Origin of the sequence: Nocardioides luteus (assembly GCF_015752315.1) — a bacterium.
In the GTDB taxonomy this organism is placed as follows: domain Bacteria; phylum Actinomycetota; class Actinomycetes; order Propionibacteriales; family Nocardioidaceae; genus Nocardioides.
This window is the reverse complement of sequence record NZ_JADOVJ010000001.1, coordinates 346,908-369,283: the sequence shown is the minus strand read 5'-3', so window position 1 is coordinate 369,283 and position 22,376 is coordinate 346,908. Positions and strand designations below refer to the sequence as shown.

General features: G+C 70.8%; 18 protein-coding genes. 8 read left to right on the top strand and 10 right to left on the bottom strand.

Annotated features, from left to right (window positions below):
• Positions 1 to 23: 23 nt before the first annotated feature.
• From HD557_RS01690 to HD557_RS01675, 4 genes are all read right to left on the bottom strand, one after another.
• Positions 24 to 875: an aldo/keto reductase gene (locus tag HD557_RS01690; protein ID WP_008360406.1), complete on the bottom strand. Its 852-nt coding sequence runs from the start codon at positions 873 to 875 to the stop codon at positions 24 to 26.
• 39 nt (positions 876 to 914) lie between these two features.
• Positions 915 to 1,511, bottom strand: coding sequence for a hypothetical protein (locus HD557_RS01685; protein WP_196872609.1), 597 nt, complete (start codon positions 1,509 to 1,511; stop codon positions 915 to 917).
• 93 nt (positions 1,512 to 1,604) lie between these two features.
• Positions 1,605 to 4,526 carry a helix-turn-helix transcriptional regulator gene (locus tag HD557_RS28555; RefSeq protein WP_196872608.1) on the bottom strand — a complete coding sequence of 974 codons (2,922 nt, stop codon included), beginning with the start codon at positions 4,524 to 4,526 and terminating at the stop codon, positions 1,605 to 1,607.
• 59 nt (positions 4,527 to 4,585) lie between these two features.
• Positions 4,586 to 4,726 carry a hypothetical protein gene (locus HD557_RS01675; RefSeq protein WP_196872607.1) on the bottom strand — a complete coding sequence of 47 codons (141 nt, stop codon included), beginning with the start codon at positions 4,724 to 4,726 and terminating at the stop codon, positions 4,586 to 4,588.
• Between the two features lie 154 nt (positions 4,727 to 4,880).
• Between HD557_RS01675 and HD557_RS01670 the strand changes: the two genes are divergently transcribed.
• Together HD557_RS01670 and HD557_RS01665 are read left to right on the top strand one after the other, a co-directional pair.
• A complete protein-coding gene (locus HD557_RS01670; protein ID WP_196872606.1) occupies positions 4,881 to 6,038 on the top strand; it encodes a sensor histidine kinase in 1,158 nt (385 codons plus the stop codon).
• A complete protein-coding gene (locus HD557_RS01665; RefSeq protein ID WP_196872605.1) occupies positions 6,035 to 6,712 on the top strand; it encodes a response regulator in 678 nt (225 codons plus the stop codon). Before HD557_RS01670 ends, HD557_RS01665 begins: the two co-directional genes overlap by 4 nt.
• On the opposite strand, the gene HD557_RS01660 is transcribed toward HD557_RS01665, so the two are convergent.
• The 3 genes from HD557_RS01660 to HD557_RS28545 form a co-directional block, all read right to left on the bottom strand.
• Positions 6,686 to 10,000, bottom strand: a complete 3,315-nt coding sequence (locus HD557_RS01660; protein WP_196872604.1) for an efflux RND transporter permease subunit — start codon at positions 9,998 to 10,000, stop codon at positions 6,686 to 6,688. The genes HD557_RS01665 and HD557_RS01660 overlap by 27 nt on opposite strands.
• Positions 10,001 to 10,126: 126 nt before the next feature.
• The gene (locus tag HD557_RS28550) at positions 10,127 to 13,045 is read right to left on the bottom strand and encodes a helix-turn-helix transcriptional regulator (RefSeq protein WP_196872603.1); all 2,919 of its coding nucleotides are present in this window, start codon (positions 13,043 to 13,045) and stop codon (positions 10,127 to 10,129) included.
• Between the two features lie 115 nt (positions 13,046 to 13,160).
• Positions 13,161 to 13,283 (bottom strand): hypothetical protein, encoded by a 123-nt coding sequence (locus tag HD557_RS28545; protein ID WP_008360395.1) that lies wholly within the window; start codon positions 13,281 to 13,283, stop codon positions 13,161 to 13,163.
• Between the two features lie 146 nt (positions 13,284 to 13,429).
• Here HD557_RS28545 and HD557_RS01650 point away from each other — a divergent pair, with 146 nt between their 5' ends.
• Both HD557_RS01650 and HD557_RS01645 read left to right on the top strand, forming a co-directional pair.
• Complete coding sequence (locus HD557_RS01650; RefSeq protein WP_008360393.1) at positions 13,430 to 14,026, top strand: nitroreductase family protein; 597 nt, start codon at positions 13,430 to 13,432, stop codon at positions 14,024 to 14,026.
• Between the two features lie 203 nt (positions 14,027 to 14,229).
• The gene (locus HD557_RS01645) at positions 14,230 to 15,048 is read left to right on the top strand and encodes a type IV toxin-antitoxin system AbiEi family antitoxin domain-containing protein (protein ID WP_196872602.1); all 819 of its coding nucleotides are present in this window, start codon (positions 14,230 to 14,232) and stop codon (positions 15,046 to 15,048) included.
• 160 nt (positions 15,049 to 15,208) lie between these two features.
• Here HD557_RS01645 and HD557_RS01640 read toward each other — a convergent pair whose 3' ends face one another.
• The 3 genes from HD557_RS01640 to HD557_RS01630 form a co-directional block, all read right to left on the bottom strand.
• Entirely contained in the window at positions 15,209 to 16,147 is a 939-nt protein-coding gene (locus tag HD557_RS01640) for an SDR family NAD(P)-dependent oxidoreductase (RefSeq protein WP_008360389.1), read from the bottom strand.
• A gap of 17 nt (positions 16,148 to 16,164) precedes the next feature.
• On the bottom strand, positions 16,165 to 16,374 hold the full coding sequence (locus HD557_RS01635; protein WP_196872601.1) for a hypothetical protein: 210 nt from the start codon (positions 16,372 to 16,374) through the stop codon (positions 16,165 to 16,167).
• A gap of 112 nt (positions 16,375 to 16,486) precedes the next feature.
• Positions 16,487 to 17,659 carry a GTPase family protein gene (locus HD557_RS01630; RefSeq protein ID WP_307785520.1) on the bottom strand — a complete coding sequence of 391 codons (1,173 nt, stop codon included), beginning with the start codon at positions 17,657 to 17,659 and terminating at the stop codon, positions 16,487 to 16,489.
• A gap of 48 nt (positions 17,660 to 17,707) precedes the next feature.
• Between HD557_RS01630 and HD557_RS01625 the strand changes: the two genes are divergently transcribed.
• Genes HD557_RS01625 through HD557_RS01610 form a run of 4 tightly spaced genes read left to right on the top strand, consistent with a single transcriptional unit; the run spans position 17,708 to position 22,374 of the window.
• The gene (locus HD557_RS01625) at positions 17,708 to 18,997 is read left to right on the top strand and encodes a C39 family peptidase (RefSeq protein ID WP_196872599.1); all 1,290 of its coding nucleotides are present in this window, start codon (positions 17,708 to 17,710) and stop codon (positions 18,995 to 18,997) included.
• A gap of 53 nt (positions 18,998 to 19,050) precedes the next feature.
• The gene (locus HD557_RS01620; protein WP_196872598.1) at positions 19,051 to 20,355 is read left to right on the top strand and encodes a M20/M25/M40 family metallo-hydrolase; all 1,305 of its coding nucleotides are present in this window, start codon (positions 19,051 to 19,053) and stop codon (positions 20,353 to 20,355) included.
• Complete coding sequence (locus HD557_RS01615; protein ID WP_196872597.1) at positions 20,352 to 21,806, top strand: MFS transporter; 1,455 nt, start codon at positions 20,352 to 20,354, stop codon at positions 21,804 to 21,806. The genes HD557_RS01620 and HD557_RS01615 overlap by 4 nt, the downstream gene beginning before the upstream one ends.
• 25 nt (positions 21,807 to 21,831) lie before the next feature.
• On the top strand, positions 21,832 to 22,374 hold the full coding sequence (locus HD557_RS01610) for a DnaJ family domain-containing protein (protein WP_196872596.1): 543 nt from the start codon (positions 21,832 to 21,834) through the stop codon (positions 22,372 to 22,374).
• Positions 22,375 to 22,376: the final 2 nt, after the last annotated feature.

Genomic DNA, 22,376 nt, shown 5'->3' with positions numbered 1-22,376 from the left:
CGAGCCGGCCCGACGGGGACCAATCAGAAGGACGGGATCCAGTCGAAGGTGTCCGGGTTGGGGCCGGAGCGGCCGGACTCGCCCTTGTCGAGGGCGGCGAGGGCGGCGACCTGGTCGGCGCTCAGCTCGAAGTCGAAGATCGCGAGGTTCTCCTCGAGCCGCTCGCGGCGTACGGACTTGGGGAAGACGATGTCGCCGCGGTCGATCTGCCAGCGGAGCAGGACCTGGGCCGGCGACTTGCCGTGCGCGGAGGCGATCTCGGCGACCACCGGGTCGGTGAGCTCGCCCCCGCCCTGGCCGAGCGGCGACCACGCCTCGACCTTCGCACCCTGGGCCAGGGTGGCGGCCCGCGCGGCCTCGTTGGCGAAGTAGGGGTGGACCTCGATCTGGTTCACCGCGGGCGCGACGCCGGTCTCGGCGACGATCTTCTCGAGGTGGTCGGGCTGGAAGTTGGAGACGCCGACGGAGGTGGTGAGGCCCTCCTCGCGGAGGCCGACGAGCGCCTCCCAGGTCTTCGCGTACGTCCCGTCGTACTGCGTCGGGAGCGGCCAGTGGATCAGGAACAGGTCGACGCGGTCGAGACCGAGCAGTTCCAGGGACTTCTCGAGCGATGCCTTGGCCTTGGCAGGGTCGTGCTGGGAGTTGTTGAGCTTGGTGGTGACGTAGACGTCCTCGCGGGCGAGTCCGGCGCTCTTCAGCGCGGCGCCGACACCGGCCTCGTTCTGGTACATCTGCGCGGTGTCGATGTGGCGGTAGCCGACCTCGAGAGCCTGACTCACCACCTGCTCGGCCTCGTCCTGAGGGACCTGCCAGACGCCGAGACCGAACTGCGGGATCGAAGTGCCGTCATTGAGCTTGATCGTGGGAACCGTCATGTCCCCATACAACCAACCGGGCCCAGCCCTATTCCAGCCTCAGCCGATCGTCACGCTCACCACGTTGGAGAAGGTGCCGGTGTCGACGTCCTTCATCCGGAACTCGTGCTTCCCGGTCCGGCCGGACTGGATCACGGTCGAGAACTGCTCGCCGGTGACCGGTACGTCGGGGATGCCGAACTCCTCCCAGCCCTTGCCGTCGTTACGCTCCAGACGGAGGATCGCACCCTCGCCGCCGGGGTAGATCCCGCTGATGTCGATCCGCTCCATCGGCTTCGCCGCGACGGTGCCGACCTGGAGGGTGATCTCCTTCTTCGCCGGCCTCGCCGCGACCGTCGTGGACGCAGACGGGCTGGAGGAGGCGGTGGCCGACTGCTTCTTCGGAGTGCTCGTGGGCGAGGCGCGCAGCGTGATCGCCGGACCGGACGCGGTCTTGGTCGGCTTCGGCGACGGGGCGTAGAGCGAGGCGCCCGCACCCGGGTCGGTGGCCTGGTCCCCGGCGGCGCCACCACCGCCGAGCCCCATGACGTTGGCACCGATGAACATCCCGATCCCGATGATCAGCCCGACCCCGACGGCCACCGCCACGAGGGCGGTGACCCCGGCCGCGATCGGGTGCTGCTGGCCCTGCTTCACATCTGCTCCTCGACGTCCGGCCACAACTGTCCTTGACCGACGTGTGGTGATGGTGACAATTCAGCCACACGTTCCCATCGAGCACCACAGAATTCAGGTGATCAGCTGCTGGCGGCGCGCGATGGCCGCCGCCTCCGTGCGGCTCCCGGCGCCGAGCTTCCCGAGGATGTTGGAGACGTGCACGGAGACCGTCTTGGTGGAGATGAACAGCTGCTTGCCGATCTCGCCGTTGCTGCGCCCTGCGGCCACCAGCGTCAGGATCTCGCTCTCACGCGGCGTGAGCGCCGTCGATGTCGCCGGCTGCTGCTTGACCGCCGTCGCACCGAGCGACCGCAGCTCGTCGAGCAACGGCTGCAGCCCCAGCCGCCTGGCCGTCTCCCTGGCCTTGTCGGCGGTCACCCGCGACGCGGCCACGTCGCCCGTGGCGCGTTGGATCGCTGCGTACGTGGTCCGGACGGCGGCCAGCCCCGGCACATCGCCGTAGGCCTCGACCTGCTGCTCGGCACGCGCCCAGGCCGCGAGCAGCGACTCCTGCGGCGGCGCGTCGATGCCGGCCAGCCAGTGGACGCGGAGCACCTCCGCCTCCAACCGCGCGGTCCAGGCACGGCCCTCCGGGCCCCACTCCCCCGGCTGGTACTGCGCGACCACCTGCTCGCCGTCGCTGTGCAGCCCGTCGACGGCCTCCACCAGCGCCGGCCACTGCGCCGCCGGTAGCGAGGGCAGCATCTGCGCGATCGCCGAGGCGGCCACGACCGCCAGCCGGACCCGGCCACCGAACCACTCGGTCCAGAACTGGGAGAGGGTCTCGACGGTGTCGGCGTAGACGGAGAGGACGGCAGCGTGGTCCCCGGCGCGGCCCGCGGCGACCATCTCCACGGTGGCGCCGTAGAGGGCGATCAAGCCCTCCTCGGTCCAGAAGGGACGCAGCGCGGCCGCGGCCTCACCGACCGACGCTCCCCGCGCCTGCTCCATGATCATCCGGAGGACGTCGAGGAGCGCGACCGGGATCGGCGGCGCATCGGGGAGGTTGCCACCGGCCAGCGCCAGCGCCTCGTCCCACTCCCCCAGGACCATCTGGATCCGGACCATGTCCGCACGGGCCGCGGCGACGTAGGGCGACCACTGCAGCGACTCCCCGCCGGCGTCGTCGACCACCGCCCGGAACCATGTCAGCGCCTCGGCGTAGTCGCCCGCCTCGTCGTAGGAGCGGCCGAGCGCGAACATCCCCCGGCTGACCGCGTGCGTCGACCCGACCCGCCGTGCCTGCTCGATCGTCTCGCGCAGCACCTGCCGGAAGCCCTCGACCTTGTCGCTGGCGGCGCGGCCGGTGCGGACCTTGAGCATGGACAGGCTCGTGGCGATGTCGGAAGCCAGCTTCGAGAGGCTGTGCCGCTCAGCGATCTCGATGCCCTCCAGCCCGACGGCCTCGGCCTCCTCGCTGCGGCGGAACATGACCAGCGTGCGGGTGCGAGCGGCGAGAACCGCACACCGAACCTTGGGCTCCGCGTCGTCGGGCAGCGCATCCATCGCGTCGCGGGAGTGGGTGAGCGGGTCTCCGTTCTCCGTGAGGAGCGCTGCCTCGGCCCGCGTCGCCAGCAGCAGCGCCCGGCCCACCGACGGCCCGACCGGGATGGCGTCGAGCCGCTCCGCCAGGATCGCGTCGGCGCGCGCAGGCAGCCCGGCGAGGATGAGGGTGTCGGCCGCACGCTCATAGACCCGGTCGAGGTCGACCGCCGCCGCCTTGGCGACCTTCGGGTCCGCGGCGAGGCCGAGCGCCTTCTCGTAGTGGTGGGCGGCCTCGCCCACACCGCTGACGTTGCGGGCCTCCTCGGCCGCGGCGATGCGGGCGCGCAGCGCGGTGGCGAGGTCGCCGGCGTGCTTGGCGTGGAGCGCGAGCTCGGCGGCGGCACCCAGGCCCGGCGTCTCCTTCAGCACCTCGGCGAACCGGGCGTGCAGGCGCACCCGCTCGCCGGGCAGCAGGTCGTCGTAGACCGCCTCGGCGAGCAGCGCGTGGCGGAAGGTGTAGCGCGAGCCGGTCGGCTCGAGCACCTTCTGCTCGACCGCGGTGCGCAGCGCGTCGTCGAGCTCGTCGGTCTTCATCTCGGTCACCGCGGCGAGCAGCTCGTGGGTGACCCGTCGTCCGGCGATGCTCGCGGTCCGGACCACGCTCCGGGCGGCGCCGTCGAGCCGGTCCAGGCGCACCAGCAGCAGGTCGGCGAGGTCGACCGGGAGGTCCTCGTCGCAGCCGGCCTGGACCAGCTCCTCGACGAAGAAGGCGTTGCCCTCGGCGCGGCGTACGACCCGCTCGGCGTCGACCTTGCCGGGGGCCAGCTCGTGGACCAGCAGTCGCACCGAGTCGTCGGAGAGCGGCTCGAGCACGATCCGCTCGACGTCGGGCAGCCGGCCCCACTCGCCCACCTGGCGGCGCAGCGGGTGGCGGCGGTGGATGTCGTCGGCACGGTAGGACGCGACCATCGCGACCGGGCCGTTGTAGGGCCGGGTGAAGAGGTAGGTCAGCAGGTCGCGGGTGGACTGGTCGGCCCAGTGGGTGTCCTCGACCACGACCAGCAGCGGTGCCTTCTCGGCGGCGGCCTCGAAGAGGGTGTGGACGGCGTCGAAGAGCTGGCCCCGGTCGGTGCCCGACGCGGCGGCGCCCTGGTTGGCGCCCATCACGCGGCGTACGGGCCGCAGTCTGGCCAGCGCCGGATAGTCGGCCGCCACCCGCTCGACGACGTCGGGCAGATCGGCGACGATCCGGTCGAGGATCTCCGAGAACGGCATGTACGCCACGGCGCTCTCGCCGAAGTCGACGCAGTGTCCGGCGTGCACCTGCCAGCCGTCGGTCACCGCCCGGTCGCGCAGCGCGGTGAGCAGGCGCGTCTTGCCGACGCCGGCGTCACCGGCGAGCAGGACGTGCTGGCGCCGGGCATCCGTGGTCGAGGCGACTCCGAGCAGCCCGGTGAGGGTCTGCAACTCGGGGTCGCGACCTACGAAGGACCGAGCACTTTGCGCCATGTCCCCTATCATCGCGCCTCCGGGCCCGGGATTCTCCCGCATTACCGACCTCCGAGGACTCAGTTGTGTATCGAGTCCATCCGGCGCGGACGGCGGCGCTTCACCTGGCGGGCGAGACGGTCGGCCGCGGTCGCGCGGCGAATGCTCTGCTGGCGGTAGGCCAGCTCGGCGTCGTAGCTGATCTGGTTGGTGTAAGTCATGCATCCAGATTCGGCTCCTGAGGTAGCGCCACGCATGAGGCGCCTGCCTTAGGCGTAGGTCGGGGGTGCCTCATTCCGGCCTACTGCGAGCGCAGTAGGCCGCCTCGCCCGAGCGGTCGATACGGATCAGGACCGCAACCGGCACACTGGGGTCGTGAACCAGGCGACCGACGCGAGCCTGCTGGCCCGTGTCCCCACACCAGTTCGCGAGACCCTTGTCGCACTCTTCGCGGGCCTGGCGTTCTTCGTTCCCATCACCAAGGGTCTGGGAGAAGAACGTACGCCGCTCGGCTACGTCCTGATCGGGGTGTTCACGGCACTGCTGCTGGTGCGTACCCGGTTCCCCTGGGTCGTCCTCGCCGGGGCGGTCGCACTCCAGTGCGCGCTCGTGCTCACCTTCACCACGACACCGGTGTCGACACTCGGTCTCCTGATCGCGGTCTACACGGTCTCGGCTAGGAACCCCTGGCGGATCGCGATCAGCATGGGCGTCCTGGTCGCGGCGGCCCTGGTGACCGCGATCGGCGCCATCATCGGCAGCCTCACCGCCCAGTACGGCATCCCGGTGACCGTCCAGGTCGCCTTGGCCGTCGCACTCGGTCAGACCGCCCGGATCCGCGGCGCCTACATCGCCGAGATCACCGACCGTGCGCTCCGGGCCGAGGCCACGCGGGAGGCGGAGGCACGCCGCCGGGTCGCCGAGGACCGGCTGCGGATCGCCCGGGACCTGCACGACGCGGTGGCCCACCAGATCACCGTGATCAGCCTGAACGCAGGGGTCGCCTCCGCGGCGATCGCCGACCGGCCGGACGCCGCCCGTGAGGCGCTGCACACCATCCGGGAGTCGTCGCGGATGGTGCTGCGGGAGATCGGCGACATGCTCGCGACGCTTCGCTCCCCCGACGAGGCGCCCGAGGCCATCTCGGCACGCGGTCTGGCCACCGTGACCGACCTGGTCGAGCAGTTCGAGAAGTCCGGGCTGGTGGTGACGTACGCGATGTCCGGTGATCCCGCGCGGGTGTCCACGGCTGTCGACATCGTCGCCTACCGGGTGATCCAGGAGGGCCTGACGAACGCCCTGCGGCACGGACCGGGCACCGCGGACCTCGATGTCGAGATCGGGCCACGGAGCGTGTCGATCCGGGTGTCCAACCCGCTCGTGGACCGGTCCTACGCGGGCACGGGCCATGGATTGGTGGGCATGGCCGAGCACGTCGCATCGGTGCGTGGCGCCGTCGAGTACGGCGTGACCGAGGGGTGCTTCGTGGTCTCGGCCACCCTCCCCATCGCCGAGACAGGAACCGAGGAATGACAGTCACTCTGCTGGTAGCCGACGACCAGGTCCTGATCAGGACGGCCGTGGTCCAGCTCCTCCGCAGCAGCGGGCAGATCGACGTCGTCGGGGAGGCGGTCAACGGCCGCGAGGCCGTACGTCTGGCCCGTGACCTCCGCCCGGACGTGGTCCTGATGGACATCAGGATGCCGGTGATGGACGGGATCGAGGCGACCTCCACAATCCGTGCCGATGGCGACCTCGAGTCCACGCGCGTCCTGATCCTGACCACGTTCGAGGAGGACGAATACCTGCTGGCCGCCCTCCGGGCCGGCGCCGACGGGTTCATCGGAAAGGGTGCCGAACCGGACGAGATCGTCCGTGGCGTACTCGCGGTGCGGGACGGGGAGTCGCTCCTCTCCCCCGCCGCCACCCGCAGCCTGATCAGCCGCTATCTGAAGGTAGACCGCAGGGTGGCCACGGGCGGGCGCTTCGACGCGCGGCGCCTGGAGGAGCTGACGCCCCGGGAGCGGGAGATCCTGGTCCTGGTGGCCGGTGGCCTGTCGAACCAGGAGATCGCCGACGAGCTGGTCATCTCGCCGTTCACCGCGAAGACGCACGTGAACAACATGATGACCAAGCTCGACGCTCCCGGGCGCGCCCAGCTCGTGATCTGGGCCTACGAGTCAGGGCTGGTCACCCCGGGCGCCTGACAGCGCCACGCCGTTCGCCGTCAGGCCCTGCGGCACCTGGACCATGTCGATCTCGATCTCGATCTCGCTCTCGCCGGGCATGTCGGCGATCGCCGTACGCAGCTCCGCGACCGTCATCGTCCGCCGCTCGGACCGCTTCGGCCGGCGACGACGCAGGGGGCGACCCGTGCGACGACCCAGGCGGCGGCGTTCGCGGCGTTCGTGACGACCCTCGACGAGCTGGTAGACCGCCGGCACGAGCAGCAGGGTGAGGAACGTGGAGGACACCAGGCCACCGATGACGACGATGGCCAGCGACTGCGAGATGAAGCCGCTCCCGCCGGTGATCCCGGTGGCCATCGGGACGAGCGCGAAGATCGTCGCCAGCGCGGTCATCACGACGGGACGTACGCGCCGTCCCGCGCCGTGGTGGATGGCCTCGGCCACGGGCTGGCCACGGCGCCGATACTGGTTGATGAGGTCCATCAGGACGATCGCGTTCGTGACCACGATGCCGATGAGCATCAGCATGCCGATCAGAGCGGAGACACCCAGCGGCGTACCGGTGACGAAGAGCAGTCCCAGCGACCCGATCGCAGCGAACGGGATCGACATCATCAGGATGAGCGGCTGCACCAGCGAGCGCAGGATCGCGACGAGCAGGACGAAGATCAGGCCGACGGCCACCAGCATCGCCAGACCCAGCTGGCTGAACGCCTCGCTCTGCTGCTCCGAGACGCCCCCGACGGAGGTGTCGGTGCCCTCGGGCAGGTCGAGCTCGTCGAGACGCTCGTCGACCTCGGTCTGAACCGCACCGAGCTCACCGTCGGCCGGGGTCAGGGAGACGGTGGCGACCAGGTCCGTGCCCGTCCGGGCCATGCTGGAGGGACCGGCGACCTCGCTGATCTTCGCGACGTCCTCCAGCCGGAGATCGCCGGCGCCGAGCGCGAGGTCGCCGACCTCCTCGGTGGTCCTCACCGGGGTGCCGGCGACGTAGACCGAGAGCTGCTGGTCGTCGATCGTCATCTCGGTGACGGCCCGCGGTGTCATCGCCGAGGCGACGATCCCGGCGACCGCCTGCTCGGTGAGCCCGTGCTCTGCGGCCCTGGCCCGGTCGACCTGGACGCGCAGCGTGGGCTGCTCGTCGGCCAGGCTGCTGCTGACCTCGGTCGTCTCGGGGACGTCCTCGAGCGCTGCGTGGACCTGGTCGGTCGCCTCCTCCACGCTCGCACGGTCGGTACCGGTGACGGCTACGTCGACGGTCGACCCGCCGACGCCGCCACCACCGCCCTCACCCACGGTGATCGCGTTCGGGTCCGGAAGCTCGAGGACGGCGTCCTCGACACGGTCGGTGACCGTCGGGACGTCGGCACCCTCGGCGACCGTGACCGTGTACGTCGCGGTGGTGTCGCCCGAGGCGCCCTCGTCCGGACCCCGCATCATCATGTCGCCGGAGCCGGCCAGGCTCGCGGTCACGACGACGTCCTCGACGTCCTCGACGTCGTGCAGCACCTTCTCGGTCTCGCTCACCCGGCTGGTGACCTCGTCGACCGCCAGCGCCGAGTCGAAGGTCTGCGTGACTCTGACGCTGTCGCCACCGGTGTCGCCGATGAACTCCACCTTGAGCTGCGGAATCAGCGCGAGCGCCCCGCCGAGCAGGAGCACCGCCGCGGTGATCACCGCGATCGGCCTCTTGGTCGTCCAACGCAGCATCGGCAGGTAGTAGCGCTGCAGGACGTTGGGCTCGGCCTCCTCTCCCTCCTCCAGATCGGAAGCCGGGAGCTCGGCGCCGGCCGGGTGGTCCGGCTTCTTCAGGAACCAGTACGACAGCACCGGCACGATCGTCAGTGCGACCAGCAGCGAGGAGACCATCGCGATCGTGACCGTCAGCGCGAACGGCCGGAACAGCTCGCCGACGAAACCGCCCACGACCGCGATCGGGACGAAGACCAGGACGGTGGCGATGGTCGAGGCGGTGACCGCCGAGGCGACCTCCTTGGTGCCGTTGAGGATCGCGTTGAGCTTCTCCTCGCCGTAGCCGAGGTGCCGTTTGATGTTCTCGATGACGACGATCGAGTCGTCGACGACACGGCCGATCGCGATCGTCAGCGCGCCGAGGGTGAACATGTTGAGCGAGTAGTCCCACAGGTAGAGGCCGATGAAGGTGACCAGGATCGAGAGCGGGATGGAGAGCGCGCTGACCACCGTCGGGCGGCCCGAGCGCAGGAAGATCAGGATGACGATCACCGCCATCGCGAGGCCGAGCAGGCCCTCGATCGCGAGGTGTTCGATCGAGTCGGAGATGAACGGGGCCTGGTCGCTGACGACGGTGATCTCGGCGTCGTCGCCCAGGCTCTTCTCCAGGTCGTCCAGCTTGTCCTCGACATCGGCCGACAGGGACACGACGTCGGCGTCGTCGGTGGCCGTGATCGACAGCGAGACGGCGGGCTCCCCGTTGACGCGGGTGAGGGACGTGACGGGGTCGCCGGTGATCTCGACCTTCGCGACGTCACCGAGCTTCACCGGCGGGGCGTTGGGCGGGCCGCCAGCGGCGGCCGCTCCGGACGTACCTGCGGACGCGGTGAGCGGGAGGCTCTCGACGTCGTCGACCGAGGTCAGCTCGTCGCCGACCTGGACGGAGACGGTGTTGCCGTCCTCGACGACGCTGCCGGCCGGGGTGGTCGACCCGTTCGCGGTCAGCGCCTGGGAGATGGAGTCTGCGGTCAAGCCGTGGGCGCTCAGCTTCTCGGCGTCGGGGGTGATCGTGACCCGCTGGCCGGTGACGCCGCTGACCGACACGTCGCGTACGCCTTCGACGGTGCGCAGCTCGGGGACCGCGACGTCGTTCAGTCGCTCACCCAGCTTCTGCTCCGAGGCGTCCGAGGAGACGGTCAGCGTCATCGCCGGGAGATCACCGAAGCCACCGCTGGAGACCTCGGGCTCGGCTCCATCAGGGAGCTGAACGGTGCCGATCGCCTCCTGGGCGTCGGCGACCACCTGGTCCTGGTCGACGCCGAAGTCGGTCGACAGCGAGATCACCGAGACGCCGCTCGATGAGGTCGAGGTGACCTCATCGACCTCGTCGACCTGCTCGAGGGCCTTGACCAGAGGCAGGGTGACCTGCTCGTCGACCACCTCGGTGCCGGTGCCGGGCACGACGGTCATCACCGTCGTCTGCGGCTGCTCGAAGTCCGGGAAGAGCTCCTGCTTCAAAGAGGTCAGGGACAGCACGCCGGCGGCGGCTGTCAGGAGTGTCAGCAGAGCGACGACCGCTCTGTTCGCCAGGCTGGCTCTGGTGAGTTGGAACAACGGAAGACTCCCCGCGAAATGCAGACTCGGATGGGACCCTTCGATGCTCGCCAAGTCGCCGGTTCCAGACATCGGCCGGACGCACCGACTCCGTCTACTGCAGATGGACGAGTCCTCGGACCCCACCTAGTCCACGAGGCCGCGACGCCGTCCGATGGCTGCCGCCTCGGTGCGACCGGAGGCGCCGAGCTTGGCCAGGATGTTGGAGACGTGGACCGAGACCGTCTTGGTGGAGATGAACAGCTGCTTGCCGATCTCGCCGTTGCTCCTCCCGGCTGCGACCAGGGCGAGGATCTCGCTCTCCCGGGCGGTGAGCTGGCCGGAGGGACCGGCCGCGGAGCGTTGCGGCGTGGTGCCGAGGGCGAGCAGGTGGTCGAGCAGCGGCTGAGCACCGAGCCGCTTCGCGGTCTCCCGGGCCTGGTCGGCCAGCTCACGCGCGGCGGCGGTGTCACCGCCGGCCCGGAGGATCTCGGCGAGCCGGGCGCGGGACCAGGCGAGCTCGTGGATGTGCGGGAAGGCCTGGAAGGCGTCGACGCTCGCCCGCCACGCGTCGACGAGCTCGGCCTGGTCCGGAACGGCGATGCCGGCCAGCCAGTGGGCGCGGAGCCCCTCCGCGCGCAGCCGCGCCGACCACGCCTGGCCCTCCAGTCCCCAGGGCTGCTTCGACCCGGCGGGCCTGGTGCCCTTCGCGATGATGCGGTCGACCCGCGCCATCACTTCGGGCCGCTCACCAGCGGGAAGAGCCGGGATCGCCGCGCTGATCGCACCGACGGCGATCGCCGCGAGCCGGGCGTGGGCGCCGAACCACTTCCCCCAGCCGGTCGTGAGGGCCGCGACGCCGGCCTCGTACGCCTCGACCACCGCGTCCACGTCCCCACGGGCGCCGGCGGCCCTGATCTCCACCGGCACCGACTCGCTGGCGGTGGCGACCTCCTGCTTCCACGACGGCCGCAGCCGCCGTGCCTCCGCGCCGACATCGGCGCCGCGAGCCTGCTCGATCATCAGCCGCTTCGACTCCAGCCACGGCCACAGCGCCGGCGGGATGCCGTACGCGTCGGTGAGCGCGAGCGCCTCGTCCCAGCGGCCGGCGGTGTGGAGATGGTCGAGCCAGGCGATCCGGGCGTCGAACGAGTACGGCGCCCACGGGACGCCCCGCTCCACGCCGAGCTCGAAGGCACTGCGGTAGTTCTCGCCGGCCTCGTCGAGCCGGTCGGCGGCGTCGAGGGCGAAGCCGAGCTGGATCCGCCCACGCAGCTCCGGGTGGAGGGCGCCGACCTTGGCGGCCCTGGCCACGGCCTCGCGCAGCGGCTCGATCCAGGGCTGCGGCGGGCGCCCCCACGACCCGGCCAGCGTCACCGCCACCTCCGCGGCGAGACCGGTCCGGCCGAGCTCCTCGGCCAGCGCCAGCGCCTCCCGGCCGGCTCTCTCGGCGTCGTCGTGACGCCGGTAGATCATCAGCGTCCGGGCGTACGCCGCGAGCAGCCGCGCACGCACGATCGGCGGGGCGTCCTCGGGAAGCTCGGCCATCGCCGCCTCCGCGAGCTCCCCCACCTGGACGTCGTTGACGTAGGCGAAGCTGGTCTCGATCTCGACCGTCATCAGCTGCGCGCGCCACAGGCCGGGCGCGTCGGCCGGGAGCGACTCCCGCTGCTCACGAGCCAGCTTCCCGGCGCGGTCGGCGTGGCCGGCGGCCACCATCGCGTCGCTGGCCTTCACCACCAGGTCGACGAGGCGCTGGGTGTCGTGGTCGGAGCCAGCCCGGCCGGCGAGCAGGGCGATCGCCTGCTGATAGTGCTGGGAGGCCTCGTCGGGACCACCGGTGGCCGCGGCCTCGTCACCGGCCGCGATCCCGGCGACGAGCGCGGTCTCGTGGTCGCCGGCAAGGCGGGCGTGGCGGGCCAGCCCGGCCGCGCTGCCGGTCGAGAGGTCGCTGCGCAGCGCCTCGACGTACCGCTGGTGGAGCCGGACCCGCTCCCCCGGGAGCAGGTCGTCGTAGACCGCCTCGCCGAGCAGGGCGTGCCGGAAGACGTAGTAGCCGTCCTCGCGCGGCACCAGGATGGCGCGCTCGATCGCCTGCCTCAGCCCGGCGTCGAGGGTGGCCCGGTCGAGACCGGCGACGGCCTCGAGGAGCTCGTCGCTGACGTCGCGGCCGGCGGCGCTGGCGGTGTCAACCACCTCGCGCGCGGTCGCGTCGAGCTGCTCCAGCCTGATCAGCAGCAGGTCGGCGAGGTCCCAGGGCAGCTCGTCGGCGCCCGCGGCCTGCACCAGCTCCTCGACGAAGAAGGCGTTGCCGTCGGCGCGGCGTACGACGCTCTCGACGTCGGTCTCGTCGGCGAGCTGGCCGGTGAGCTCGCCGACCAGGATGCGTACGTCGTCGTCCGAGAGCCGGCCGAGATGGAACCGCTCGACCGACGGCAGCCGGGTCCACTCGGCGAGCTGGCGGCGCAGCGGGTGGCGGCGGTGGAGGTCGTCGGCACGGTAGGACGCGACGATCGTCACCGGGCCGACGAAGGGCCGGGTGAACAGGAAGGTCAGCAGGTCGCGGGTCGACTGGTCGGCCCAGTGGGTGTCCTCGACGACGACCAGCACCGGCGCCTTCTCGGCCGCGTGCTCCAGGAGCGCATGGATCGCGGCGAAGAGGTTGCCCCGGTCGAGCGCCTCCTGGACGGCGGTGTCAGCCCCGCCGAGCGCACGGGCGACCGGCGCCATCCGCAGGAGCGCCGGATGTACGTCGGCGACCTGCGCGACCACGTCGGGCAGCGCGGTGGTGATGGTGTCGAGGATCTCGGTGAAGGGCAGATAGGCCTCGGCGCTGTCGCCGAAGTCGAGACAGTGCCCCACCAGCGCCTGCCTGCCGTCCCCGGTGGCACGGGCGCGGAGCTCGCGCAGGATCCTGGTCTTCCCGACACCGGCGTCGCCGGCGAGGAGGACATGCCTGCCCGCACCCGGCTGCGCCGTGCCGTCCGGACCGGCCAGCCCCAGCAGGCCCGTCAGCGTCTCCAGATCGGCGTCGCGTCCGATCAGCCTCTCGGCACTCTGAGCCATGGGCGCAATCATCGCGCCATCGGACACCCCTTCGTCCTCTTTTCCGTGGCCCGGACATGGAACAACGCCGAGCCGGATCTCTCCTGCTCGGCGTTGTGGGTCCCGCGCCCGCATCTCAGCGGGTGCGGTTGCGTCGGGTCTGACGAGCCTCGCTGGCCCGCTGGCGCTTGGCCAGGTCCTTCTGGATCTGCTGGCGGCGGTACTTGACCTCTGCTTCGTAACCTACGGTGCTGTACATCTCGATCTCCTGGTTTCGTTGCCCTGCTGGGCTGTCCTGCTGACATCGAGAAGACTCCTCCGCTGAGGTAGGTGCCGGGATCGGTCGCGCGCCTTACTTTCCGACCTCAGCCCCGGCCCGACCGCCTTAGACGACAGACTGGGCCTATGGAGTTCTCCGAGGTCGTACGCCGCCGCAAGATGGTCCGCAGCTACACCAGCGATCCGGTCGACCCTGAGGTGATCGACAAGATCCTGCACAACGCCACCCGGGCGCCGTCGGCCGGCTTCTCCCAGGGCTGGGCCTTCCTCGTGCTCGACACCCCCGAGGACGTACGCCGCTACTGGGAGGCCACGGCCGACGTGGACAACCCCGACAGGTGGCTGACCGGGATGATGACGGCTCCGGTGATCGTCATCCCGTGCTCCTCTAAGGCCGCCTACCTGGACCGCTACGCCGAGCCCGACAAGGGCTGGACCGACCGCGACGAGGCCCACTGGCCGATGCCGTTCTGGCACATGGACACCGCGATGGCGACCATGCTGATCCTGCAGACGGTGGTCGACGAGGGCCTCGGCGCGCTCTACTTCGGCATCCCGCCGGAGTCCGACGCCGCGGTCCGCAAGGCGTTCGACATCCCCGACGACTTCGACCCCATCGGCGCCGTCACCATCGGACACCCCGCATCCGGCGGCGCCAAGGGCTCGCCCACTCGCCGCAAGCGGGCCCCGCTCGAGGAGGTCGTCCATCGCGGCCGGTGGTGAGGGGGGGTGGATGTTCGTCTAGGTATGCAGACGAACATCCACTTCCCCAGCGGAGTTCCACGAGGGGAGTGACGGTTCGGCTGCGTACCTAGACCACCATCCGCCGGGCCGCTGACCATCCACATGGGCATCTCACGCACGGGTTATCCACACGCATCCGGATCGGGCTGGAAACGCAGTCGCGACCGGGCGACCGTCGGGCCATGGATGAACTGGACCTTGCCGTCGAACGAGCCGGCTTCTTCACGACACAACACGCCAAGGCGGCGGGCTACGCCGACCGCGAGATCACCAAGATGGTTCGGCGCAAGGAGTGGCACCGGATCAGAAGGGGCGCCTACGCCTCGGCGGCCGCATGGGCGGACCTCGACGACGTCGGCCGTCACCGCGTGCGCTCCAGCGCCGTGCTCCACGCGCTCGGGCCGAATGTAGCGTTGAGCCACGCGTCAGGAGTCGTACGCCACGACATCGATCTCTGGCGGGTCCCGCTCGACCGCGTGCACGTCACCCGGCTCGACGGAGGCCCGGGCCGGATCGAGGGTGACGTGGTGCACCATGAAGGGTTCACCGGTCACGACGACATCATCGAGGTGGAAGGTCAGCGGGTGGTGCGCCCGGAACGGTGCGTACTCGAGACAGCATCACGCATCGACAGCGAGGCGGCGTGGTGCCTGCTCGACTCAGGTCTGCGGAGCAAGAGGTTCAACCGGGAACAGCTCGACGCGGCGTACTCGATCATGGAGCACTGGCCCTTCATGCGTCGCGTGGGAACGGTGCTGCCCTACGCCGACGGGCGCTCAGGCTCGGTCGGCGAGTCGCGAGGCACGGCGATGTTCAAACGCTACGGCGTCCCCCGGCCCGTCCTGCAGTACGAGGTGCGTCGCCCCGACGGCACGCTCGCCGGCATCACGGACTGGGCATGGCCGCAGTACGGGCTGCTCGGCGAGTTCGACGGAAAGGTCAAGTACGGCAGGCTGCTCGAGCCTGGCCAGAACCCGGGTGACGTGGTGTTCGAGGAGTAGCGCCGAGAGGACGAGCTGCGCGAGCTGACCAGGTCGGCGATGATCCGATTCATCTGGTCCGACTACGACCGCCCCGCCGAGTCGATCGAACGGCTCTTTCGGGCGATGCGCCGGGCGGGGTGATCCGGGTGGATGTTCGTCTAGGTACGCAGACGAACCATCACTCCCCTCGTGGAGCTCCGCCAGGGAAGTGGATGCTCCGCTGCATACCTGGATGAACATCCACTCCACGAGCCGCAGCCGAGTCCGGCGTACGCACGTGGGAGACCGCCATCGCGAGATCGGCCAGCCGGGGAGCCGCGATGTTGAGGATCTCGAAGACCGAGCCGAACGCGCCGTCCACCGTGACCGGCCGGTCCTCGAGCGCCCGGACGACCCGCTCGGCGCACTCCTCGGGGCTCTCGCCGCGGCCCTCGTACTCCGCGGTCGGCGCGATCATCGGCGTCCGGACGATCGCGACCCGCATGTTGGTGCAGGTGACGTTGTCGAAGTAGGCCTCGCGGCTCAAGATCCGCCCGAAGACGTCGAGGGCAGACTTCGCGGCGATGTAGGCGGCGAACTTCGGCGCCTTGATCTGGTTGCCCCAGGTGACGATGTTGACCACGTGGCCGAACCGCTGGGCGCGCATCGCCGGCAGCAGGCCCATCGTGAGCCGCACCGCACCGAAGTAGTTGACCGCCATCATCCGCTCGAAGTCGTGGAAGCGGTCGTGGGTCAGCTCCAGCGAGCGCCGGATCGACCGACCCGCGTTGTTGACCAGGTAGTCGACCGCGCCGTGCTCGGCCAGCAGCCGCTCCACCAGCGCGTCGATCGAGTCGCCGTCTGCCATGTCCACGACGTACGTCGACGCCTTCCCGCCGCTCACCTCGATGCCCTTCCGCACCCGCTCGAGCTCCTCGCTCCGGCGTGCGGCGAGGAGCACGTGCGCGCCACGTCGCGCCGCGGCGTACGCGGTGGCCTCACCGATCCCGGAGCTGGCGCCGGTGATCAGCACGGTCCGTTCATCGAGAGGGCTGCGGCCGCCGGTCACCGACCGAAGCGCGCGAGCGACGCGGGCGCGGGGAGTCTGCAGGAGCGGGAGCGAGAGAAGGCTGACCACGCCTGCACCCTAGGGCCTCAGGAACGCGCGGCGGCGTAGCGGAGGTCGACCTCCAGGTGCGGATCGTCGCCGATGAGGTTGTGCAGCCGGATCGGCTCGCCGCCGGGGTTGTCGTAGAGACGGATGCCGTCGCCCAAGAGGACCGGCGCGATGTGCGGCACCCGGCAGCTACGGGTGCGTGCGGAGCTGCTGCGCGACGCGGGTCCCGAGATGGTCGAGTCGTTCATGGACGAGCTCCGCGAGCTCCACCTCGGCACGCCTCGGCCCGACCCGGACGCTCCGCGCGCGAGCGAGCAGCTCGCTGCGGCGTACGAGGCGGCGATGGCCGACTGAGAGGTCTCACTTCTCCTTGGCGTGGAGCTTCAGCTTCGAGACCTGGTTCTTCAGCTCGTCGAGGAACAACGACCGGATGCTCTCGGTGTCCAGGGCCCCGTTGACGCCTCGGAGCTTGCCCTCGCCGAGCTTGACGCAGACGGCCGACCAGGCGGCGCCGATGGCGCCGGTGAAGCCCGCGGCGACGGTGGCGTTGATCGCGCCGCCGCCGACGGTGCCGAAGCCGGGGACCAGCTTGAGCAGGTTGCCGGCCACGGTGCGCCCGGCCTGGGTGGCGGCCGCGGTGGCGGCGATCGACGCCATCGCCGCCTTGTCCACCTCGATGCCGTAGATCGCCGAGATGCGCGCCATCATCCCGAGCTGGATCGGCACCAGGACGACCGCGTCGGAGAACGGGATCGGGGTGGCACCGGCGGCGCCGGCCGCGGTCGCGGCGCCCGCGATCACGGTGTTCGCCTGCTCCTGCTTCCGCTTGAGATCCACCCTCTGCGCCGCGGTGAGGGCCTCCTCGACGCCTGCAGGCGCGCATCGAAAGGTGGCATCAACAAGTTCCTGCAGGCCGTGGACCTGCTGGCCCGAGAAGTCGTCGGCCTTCGCGTTGGTCAGGTAGACCCGCGCGCCGTGCACGGGCAGGCCGCGCGCGTCGATCTGCTGGGCGAACTCGACCGCGTCCGGGTGGTAGGCGCCGGTCGGCGAGGTCGGCACCTGGGTCATCACCAGCACGACCGGCAGCCCCAGGTCGGCGAGCTTCTGGACGAACGCGGCCTCGGTGTCCTCGAAGCGGCGATCGGCGAAACGTACGGCGTACCAGGCGACGTGGATCTGCTCCGACTGCGGCTTGCGCCGCCGCTCCTGGATGAGCTTCGCCAGATCGCGGATCACCCGGTCGCCCTCGATGCCGATCTCCAGGCCCTGGGTGTCGAGCAGCCCGAAGAAGCCGCTGGTGTGCAGGTAGAGCGTCGACTCCTTCGTCACCGGCTCACCGATCCCGGTCTTCGCCACCTCCGCCCCGAAGACGGCGTTGACCAGCGTCGACTTGCCGACGCCGGTCTTACCGAAGACGGCGAGGTTGAACCTGCCGATCTCCTTGGCCGACTCGGCATACCTCTTGTGGAACTCGTCCTTGAACCAGCCGTCGGATGCGAAGTTGTTCACGTCGACCAGGATGCCAGCCGGCACCGACGAATTGTCGTGGCCGCGCGTTCCGCGGAGGAATAGCGTTCCGACATGAGATCTCGGTCCCGCCTCGCGTACGTCGCCGCCCTCGCCGCCGCAGCCGTCCTGGTCGCACCAACGACTCCGGTCCACGCGGCCGAGCCTGAGACCCAGCCCACCGAGATCACCCTCACCCGGTGGAACAGCCTCGAGGACTTCGCGAAGGGCAGGTCGAGCAACCTGCGGCCGGACCGGCACGGCACCCTCCGGATCGGCCATGGCAGCCAGACGACGACCTACACCGACCCGTTCGGCGACGGCTCGGCGAGGACGTACGAGCTCGGCACCTGGACCTCGCCCGTGGTCACGACCGGGTACGCGATCGACGAGTCGATCACCTCGTGGGACGTCGACACCCCGACCGGCACCTGGGCCGAGATCCGGTTCCGCGGCCGGAAGGCGGACGGCACCTGGACGAAGTGGTTCGTGATGGGTCGCTGGACGGCCGGCGACGACTTCGCCGCGGGCGACATCCACCGCACCTCGGTCGAGGGACAGAGCGACACCGACGCGGCGCTCTACACCGACACGTACGTCGCCCGGACCGGCAAGGAACCCGAGGCGTTCCAGACCCGGGTCACCCTGCTGCGCCCCGAGGGTGCGACCGTCTCCCCCAGCCTGCGATCGGTCGCGACGCTGACCAACGAATACCTGCCCGACTCCGCCTACCCGGGAACGAGCACGCCGACCCTCGACGACGCGATCGACCTCGGCGTCCCACCGTTCAGCCAGAACATCCACCGCGGCGAATACCCGGAGTTCGGCGGCGGCGGCCAGGTCTGGTGCTCGCCGACGTCGACGACGATGGTGCAGTACCACTGGGGTCACGAGGTCCCGGCGAGCGAGCTGGAGGGCATCGAGGCGCCCAACGGCGACCCGCAGGTCGCCTACGCCGCGATCAACACCTGGGACTACGCCTACGAGGGCGCCGGCAACTGGCCGTTCAACACCGCCTACGCCGGCCGCTGGGGCCTGGACGGGGCCGTGACCAGGCTCCGTTCGCTGGCCGAGGCCGAGACCCTGGTCGCGGCCGGCTTCCCGCTGGTCGTCTCGGCCAGCTGGGAGCGTGAGGAGATGCCGGAGGCGGGCTACGGCACCGACGGCCACCTGCTGGTCATCGGCGGCTTCACCGCCGAGGGCGACCCGGTCGTCTACGACCCGAACCACGCCTCCAACGACGAGGTGCGCAACGTCTACACCCGCGAGAACTTCGAGCGGGTCTGGCAGACATCGACCGACGGGATCACCTACGTCATCCACCCGCGTGACGTGCAGCTGCCCGGGAGCGCCACAAACTGGTGACGGAGTCGTCAACGGGGTCATCCGCACCACCCGGGACCGATTAGGTTTCGGTCATGACACTCGACCCCGTTGCCGCTCTTCAGGCCGCACTTCGGGCCCCGACCGTCAACGACGGCTCGGGGGCGGAGCAGCAGGCGTTCGAGCAGCTCCACGACGCGCTGCGCGAGCACTTCCCGCAGCTCCACTCCACCCTCGACCTCACCCCGGTCGGCAGGCACGGGCTCCTCTTCCGCTGGCCCGGCGCCTCGGCGGACAAGCCGGTCGTGCTGATGGCCCACCAGGACGTTGTCCCGATCGCGGGCGAGTGGACCCATGACCCGTTCGGCGGCGAGATCGTCGACGGCGTGATCCACGGGCGCGGCACCCTCGACGACAAGGGCCAGCTCGTCGCCATCTGCGCCGCGGTCGAGGGGCTCCTCGTGGAGGGGTTCGCGCCGGCGTACGACGTGTGGTTGTCGTTCGGCTCCGACGAGGAGACGACCGGTGAGGCCGCGCGGGCGGCCGTCGAGGAGCTGCGGAGGCAAGGGGTCGCGCCGTGGTTCGTGCTCGACGAGGGCGGCGCGGTCGCCTTCGACGCGTTCCCCACCATCACGGCTCCGGTCGGTGTCGTCGGCGTCGCCGAGAAGGGCACCACCGACGTACGCCTCCGGGTCACCGGCGACGGCGGCCACTCCTCCACCCCACGACGGAACGGCCCGACCGCGCGGCTGGCCCGCGCGATCACCCGGCTCGACCGGATGTCGATGCCGGTGCAGCTGCCGGCGCCGACGGTCGAGATGTTCGAGCGGATCGCCCCGTACGCCGCCAAGCCCCTGCAGCCCGTGCTTGCCAACGCCGGCAGGCTGGCGCCGGCGCTGGCCCGGCTGCTGACCCGGCTCGGACCGGAGCCCGCCGCGCTGACCCGCACCACCGTCGCGATCACGACGCTCGAGGGCAGCCCGGCGGCCAACGTGATCGCCTCGGCGGCCTCGGCCGGGGTCAACCTGAGGATCATGGTCGGCGAGACGGTCGCCGAGGTCGTCGAGCGGCTGCGGGCCGCGATCGGCGACAAGCAGGTCGCGATCGAGGTCGTCCGCGCGGGTGAGCCGTCCCCGATCTCGCCTCGTGACGAGGCCTTCGCGAAGATCACCGACACCATCGCGGAGATCTTCCCGGAGGCGGTGCCGGCTCCCTACACCGTCATGGCCGCGACCGACTCACGCTTCTTCTACGAGATCAGCGACCGGGTCTACCGGTTCGCCCCGTTCCGGATGACCGCAGCCCAGCGGGCCACCATCCACGCCGCCGACGAGAACATCAGGGTCGATGACTACCTCGACGGGATCCGCTTCTACCGAAGGTTGATCGAGTCGCTGTGACCACTGAACGCCAGAACAGCACCGGCCTGGAGAAGGCCGCCCGCGGGATCTGGGTGATCGTCGGCTTCCTGGTGGCCGTCGAGTTCGCCAGCGGCATCCTGCAGGGCTACTACACCCCGATCTTCTCCGACCTCGCCGACCACCTCGGCGTCTCCGACGCCGACCTCAACTGGCTCGAGGCCGGGCAGCTGATCGTCTCGGCACTGTGCGTCCCGCCGCTCGCCCGGCTCGGCGACCTGATCGGCCACAAGAAGGTGCTCCTGCTGGCGACCGGGATCACCGCGCTCGCCACCTGGTGGACCGTGGTCGCCCCCGACTTCGGCTCGTTCCTGGTGGCCTGGTCGATCCAGGGCGCCTACGTCATCTGGCTCCCGCTCGAGGTCGCCATCGTCCACAAGCGCACCGGGGGCGACACCGCGCTGACCCGGCGGGCCGCCGGCGTCCTGGTCGGAGCGCTACAGCTCTCGGTGATCATCGGCGCGGTCGCCGCGGGTGCTCTCGTCGGAGTGCTGCCGATGACCGCGATCCTCGCCTTCCCGGCCGTGGCCGTGACCGCGGTCTTCGTCGTCATCGCCGTCGGCATCGAGAGCGACTCCGGCACCAGCGGCGGCAGCTTCGACTGGCTCGGGCTGACGGTGCTGACCCTCGTGCTCGGCCTGGTCATGGCCGGCCTGGTCGGCGTACGCGTCCTCGGCGCCGGGTCCCTGCTGGCCTGGGCACTCGTGGTCCTGGGGCTGCTCACCCTGGTCCCGTTCTGGCGCATCGAGACCGCGGTGGACGACGCCGGCCGGAGAGAGCCGCTGATCGACGTACGCCTGCTGGTCTCGCGGCAGCAGTGGCCGATCCAGCTGACCGCGTTCCTGTTCGGGATGTCGGTGCTGGGGGCGCAGATCCCGTTGTCGACCTTCGCGCGCACCGACCCCGCCGAGGCCGGCTTCGGCCTGGGAGCGGACGCGTCGTTCGTGTCGTTGCTGATCGCGGAGTACGTCATCGCGATGGCCGTCTCGGCCTTCACCTTCCCGCTGTGGGCCCGGTTCCTCGGGCCGACGCGTGCCCAGGCGGTGGCGTGCTTCCTGGTCGCTGCCGGCTATCTGATGTGGCTCCCGTTCCACGGCTCCACCGGCCAGGGCCTGCTCAACATGGCGGTCGTCGGGCTCGGCTCGGGAGCGCTGGTGGCATCGCTGCCGGCGGCCGCCGCCGCGGCCGCGCCCGCCTCCCGCACCGCGTTCGCCACCGGCATGACCAACGCCACCAAGACGGTCGGCGGCGCCATCGCCTCGGCGGTCTTCGCCATCGCGCTCGCCGCGGACGGGTCGATCAGCGGCGAGGCGCACGCGCCGCTGTCGGGCTATCTGACGGTGTGGGCGGTGTGCGGGATCACCGCGCTCGTCGCCGGGCTGCTGCTCCTGCTGCCCCGCCGAACAACCCGCCGCACAACCAGCGCTCGGTAAACTTTCCCGCGCTGGAGGTGATCACATGCCCACGAGCGAGGACCGGCCCGAGGAGCGCCCGGAGACGCAGGCTGCCCCTCTCTCCGACGCTGCCAGCAAGGCCGCGGCCGCCGCCCGGATCGAGAACCAGGCCAAGTGGGTCGACCTCCAGGTGCAGCAGTCGATCCAGCGCGGCGAGTTCGACAACCTGCCCGGCGCCGGCAAGCCGATCAAGAACCTCGACCGCGACCACGACCCCGACTGGTGGGTCAAGCAGCTCGTCGAGCGCGAGCAGATCGTCGTGCTCCCCCGGTCGGTCCAGCTCCGCAAGGACGACGCCGAGCTCGACGACCTCCTCGACACCCAGACCACCGAGGACGGCGCCCGCAGGATCGTCGAAGAGTTCAACGAGCGCGTGATCGCGGCCCGCTACGGTGCGCCCGAGGGACCGCCGCTGATCACCATGCCCCGCGACGTCGACGCCACCGTGGCCGCCTGGCGCGAGCGCCGCGCGGCCAGGGTGGAGGCCGCCAGACGCCGCCAGGCCACCACACCGGAGAAGAAGCGCCGCTGGTGGCAGCGGCGCTGAGC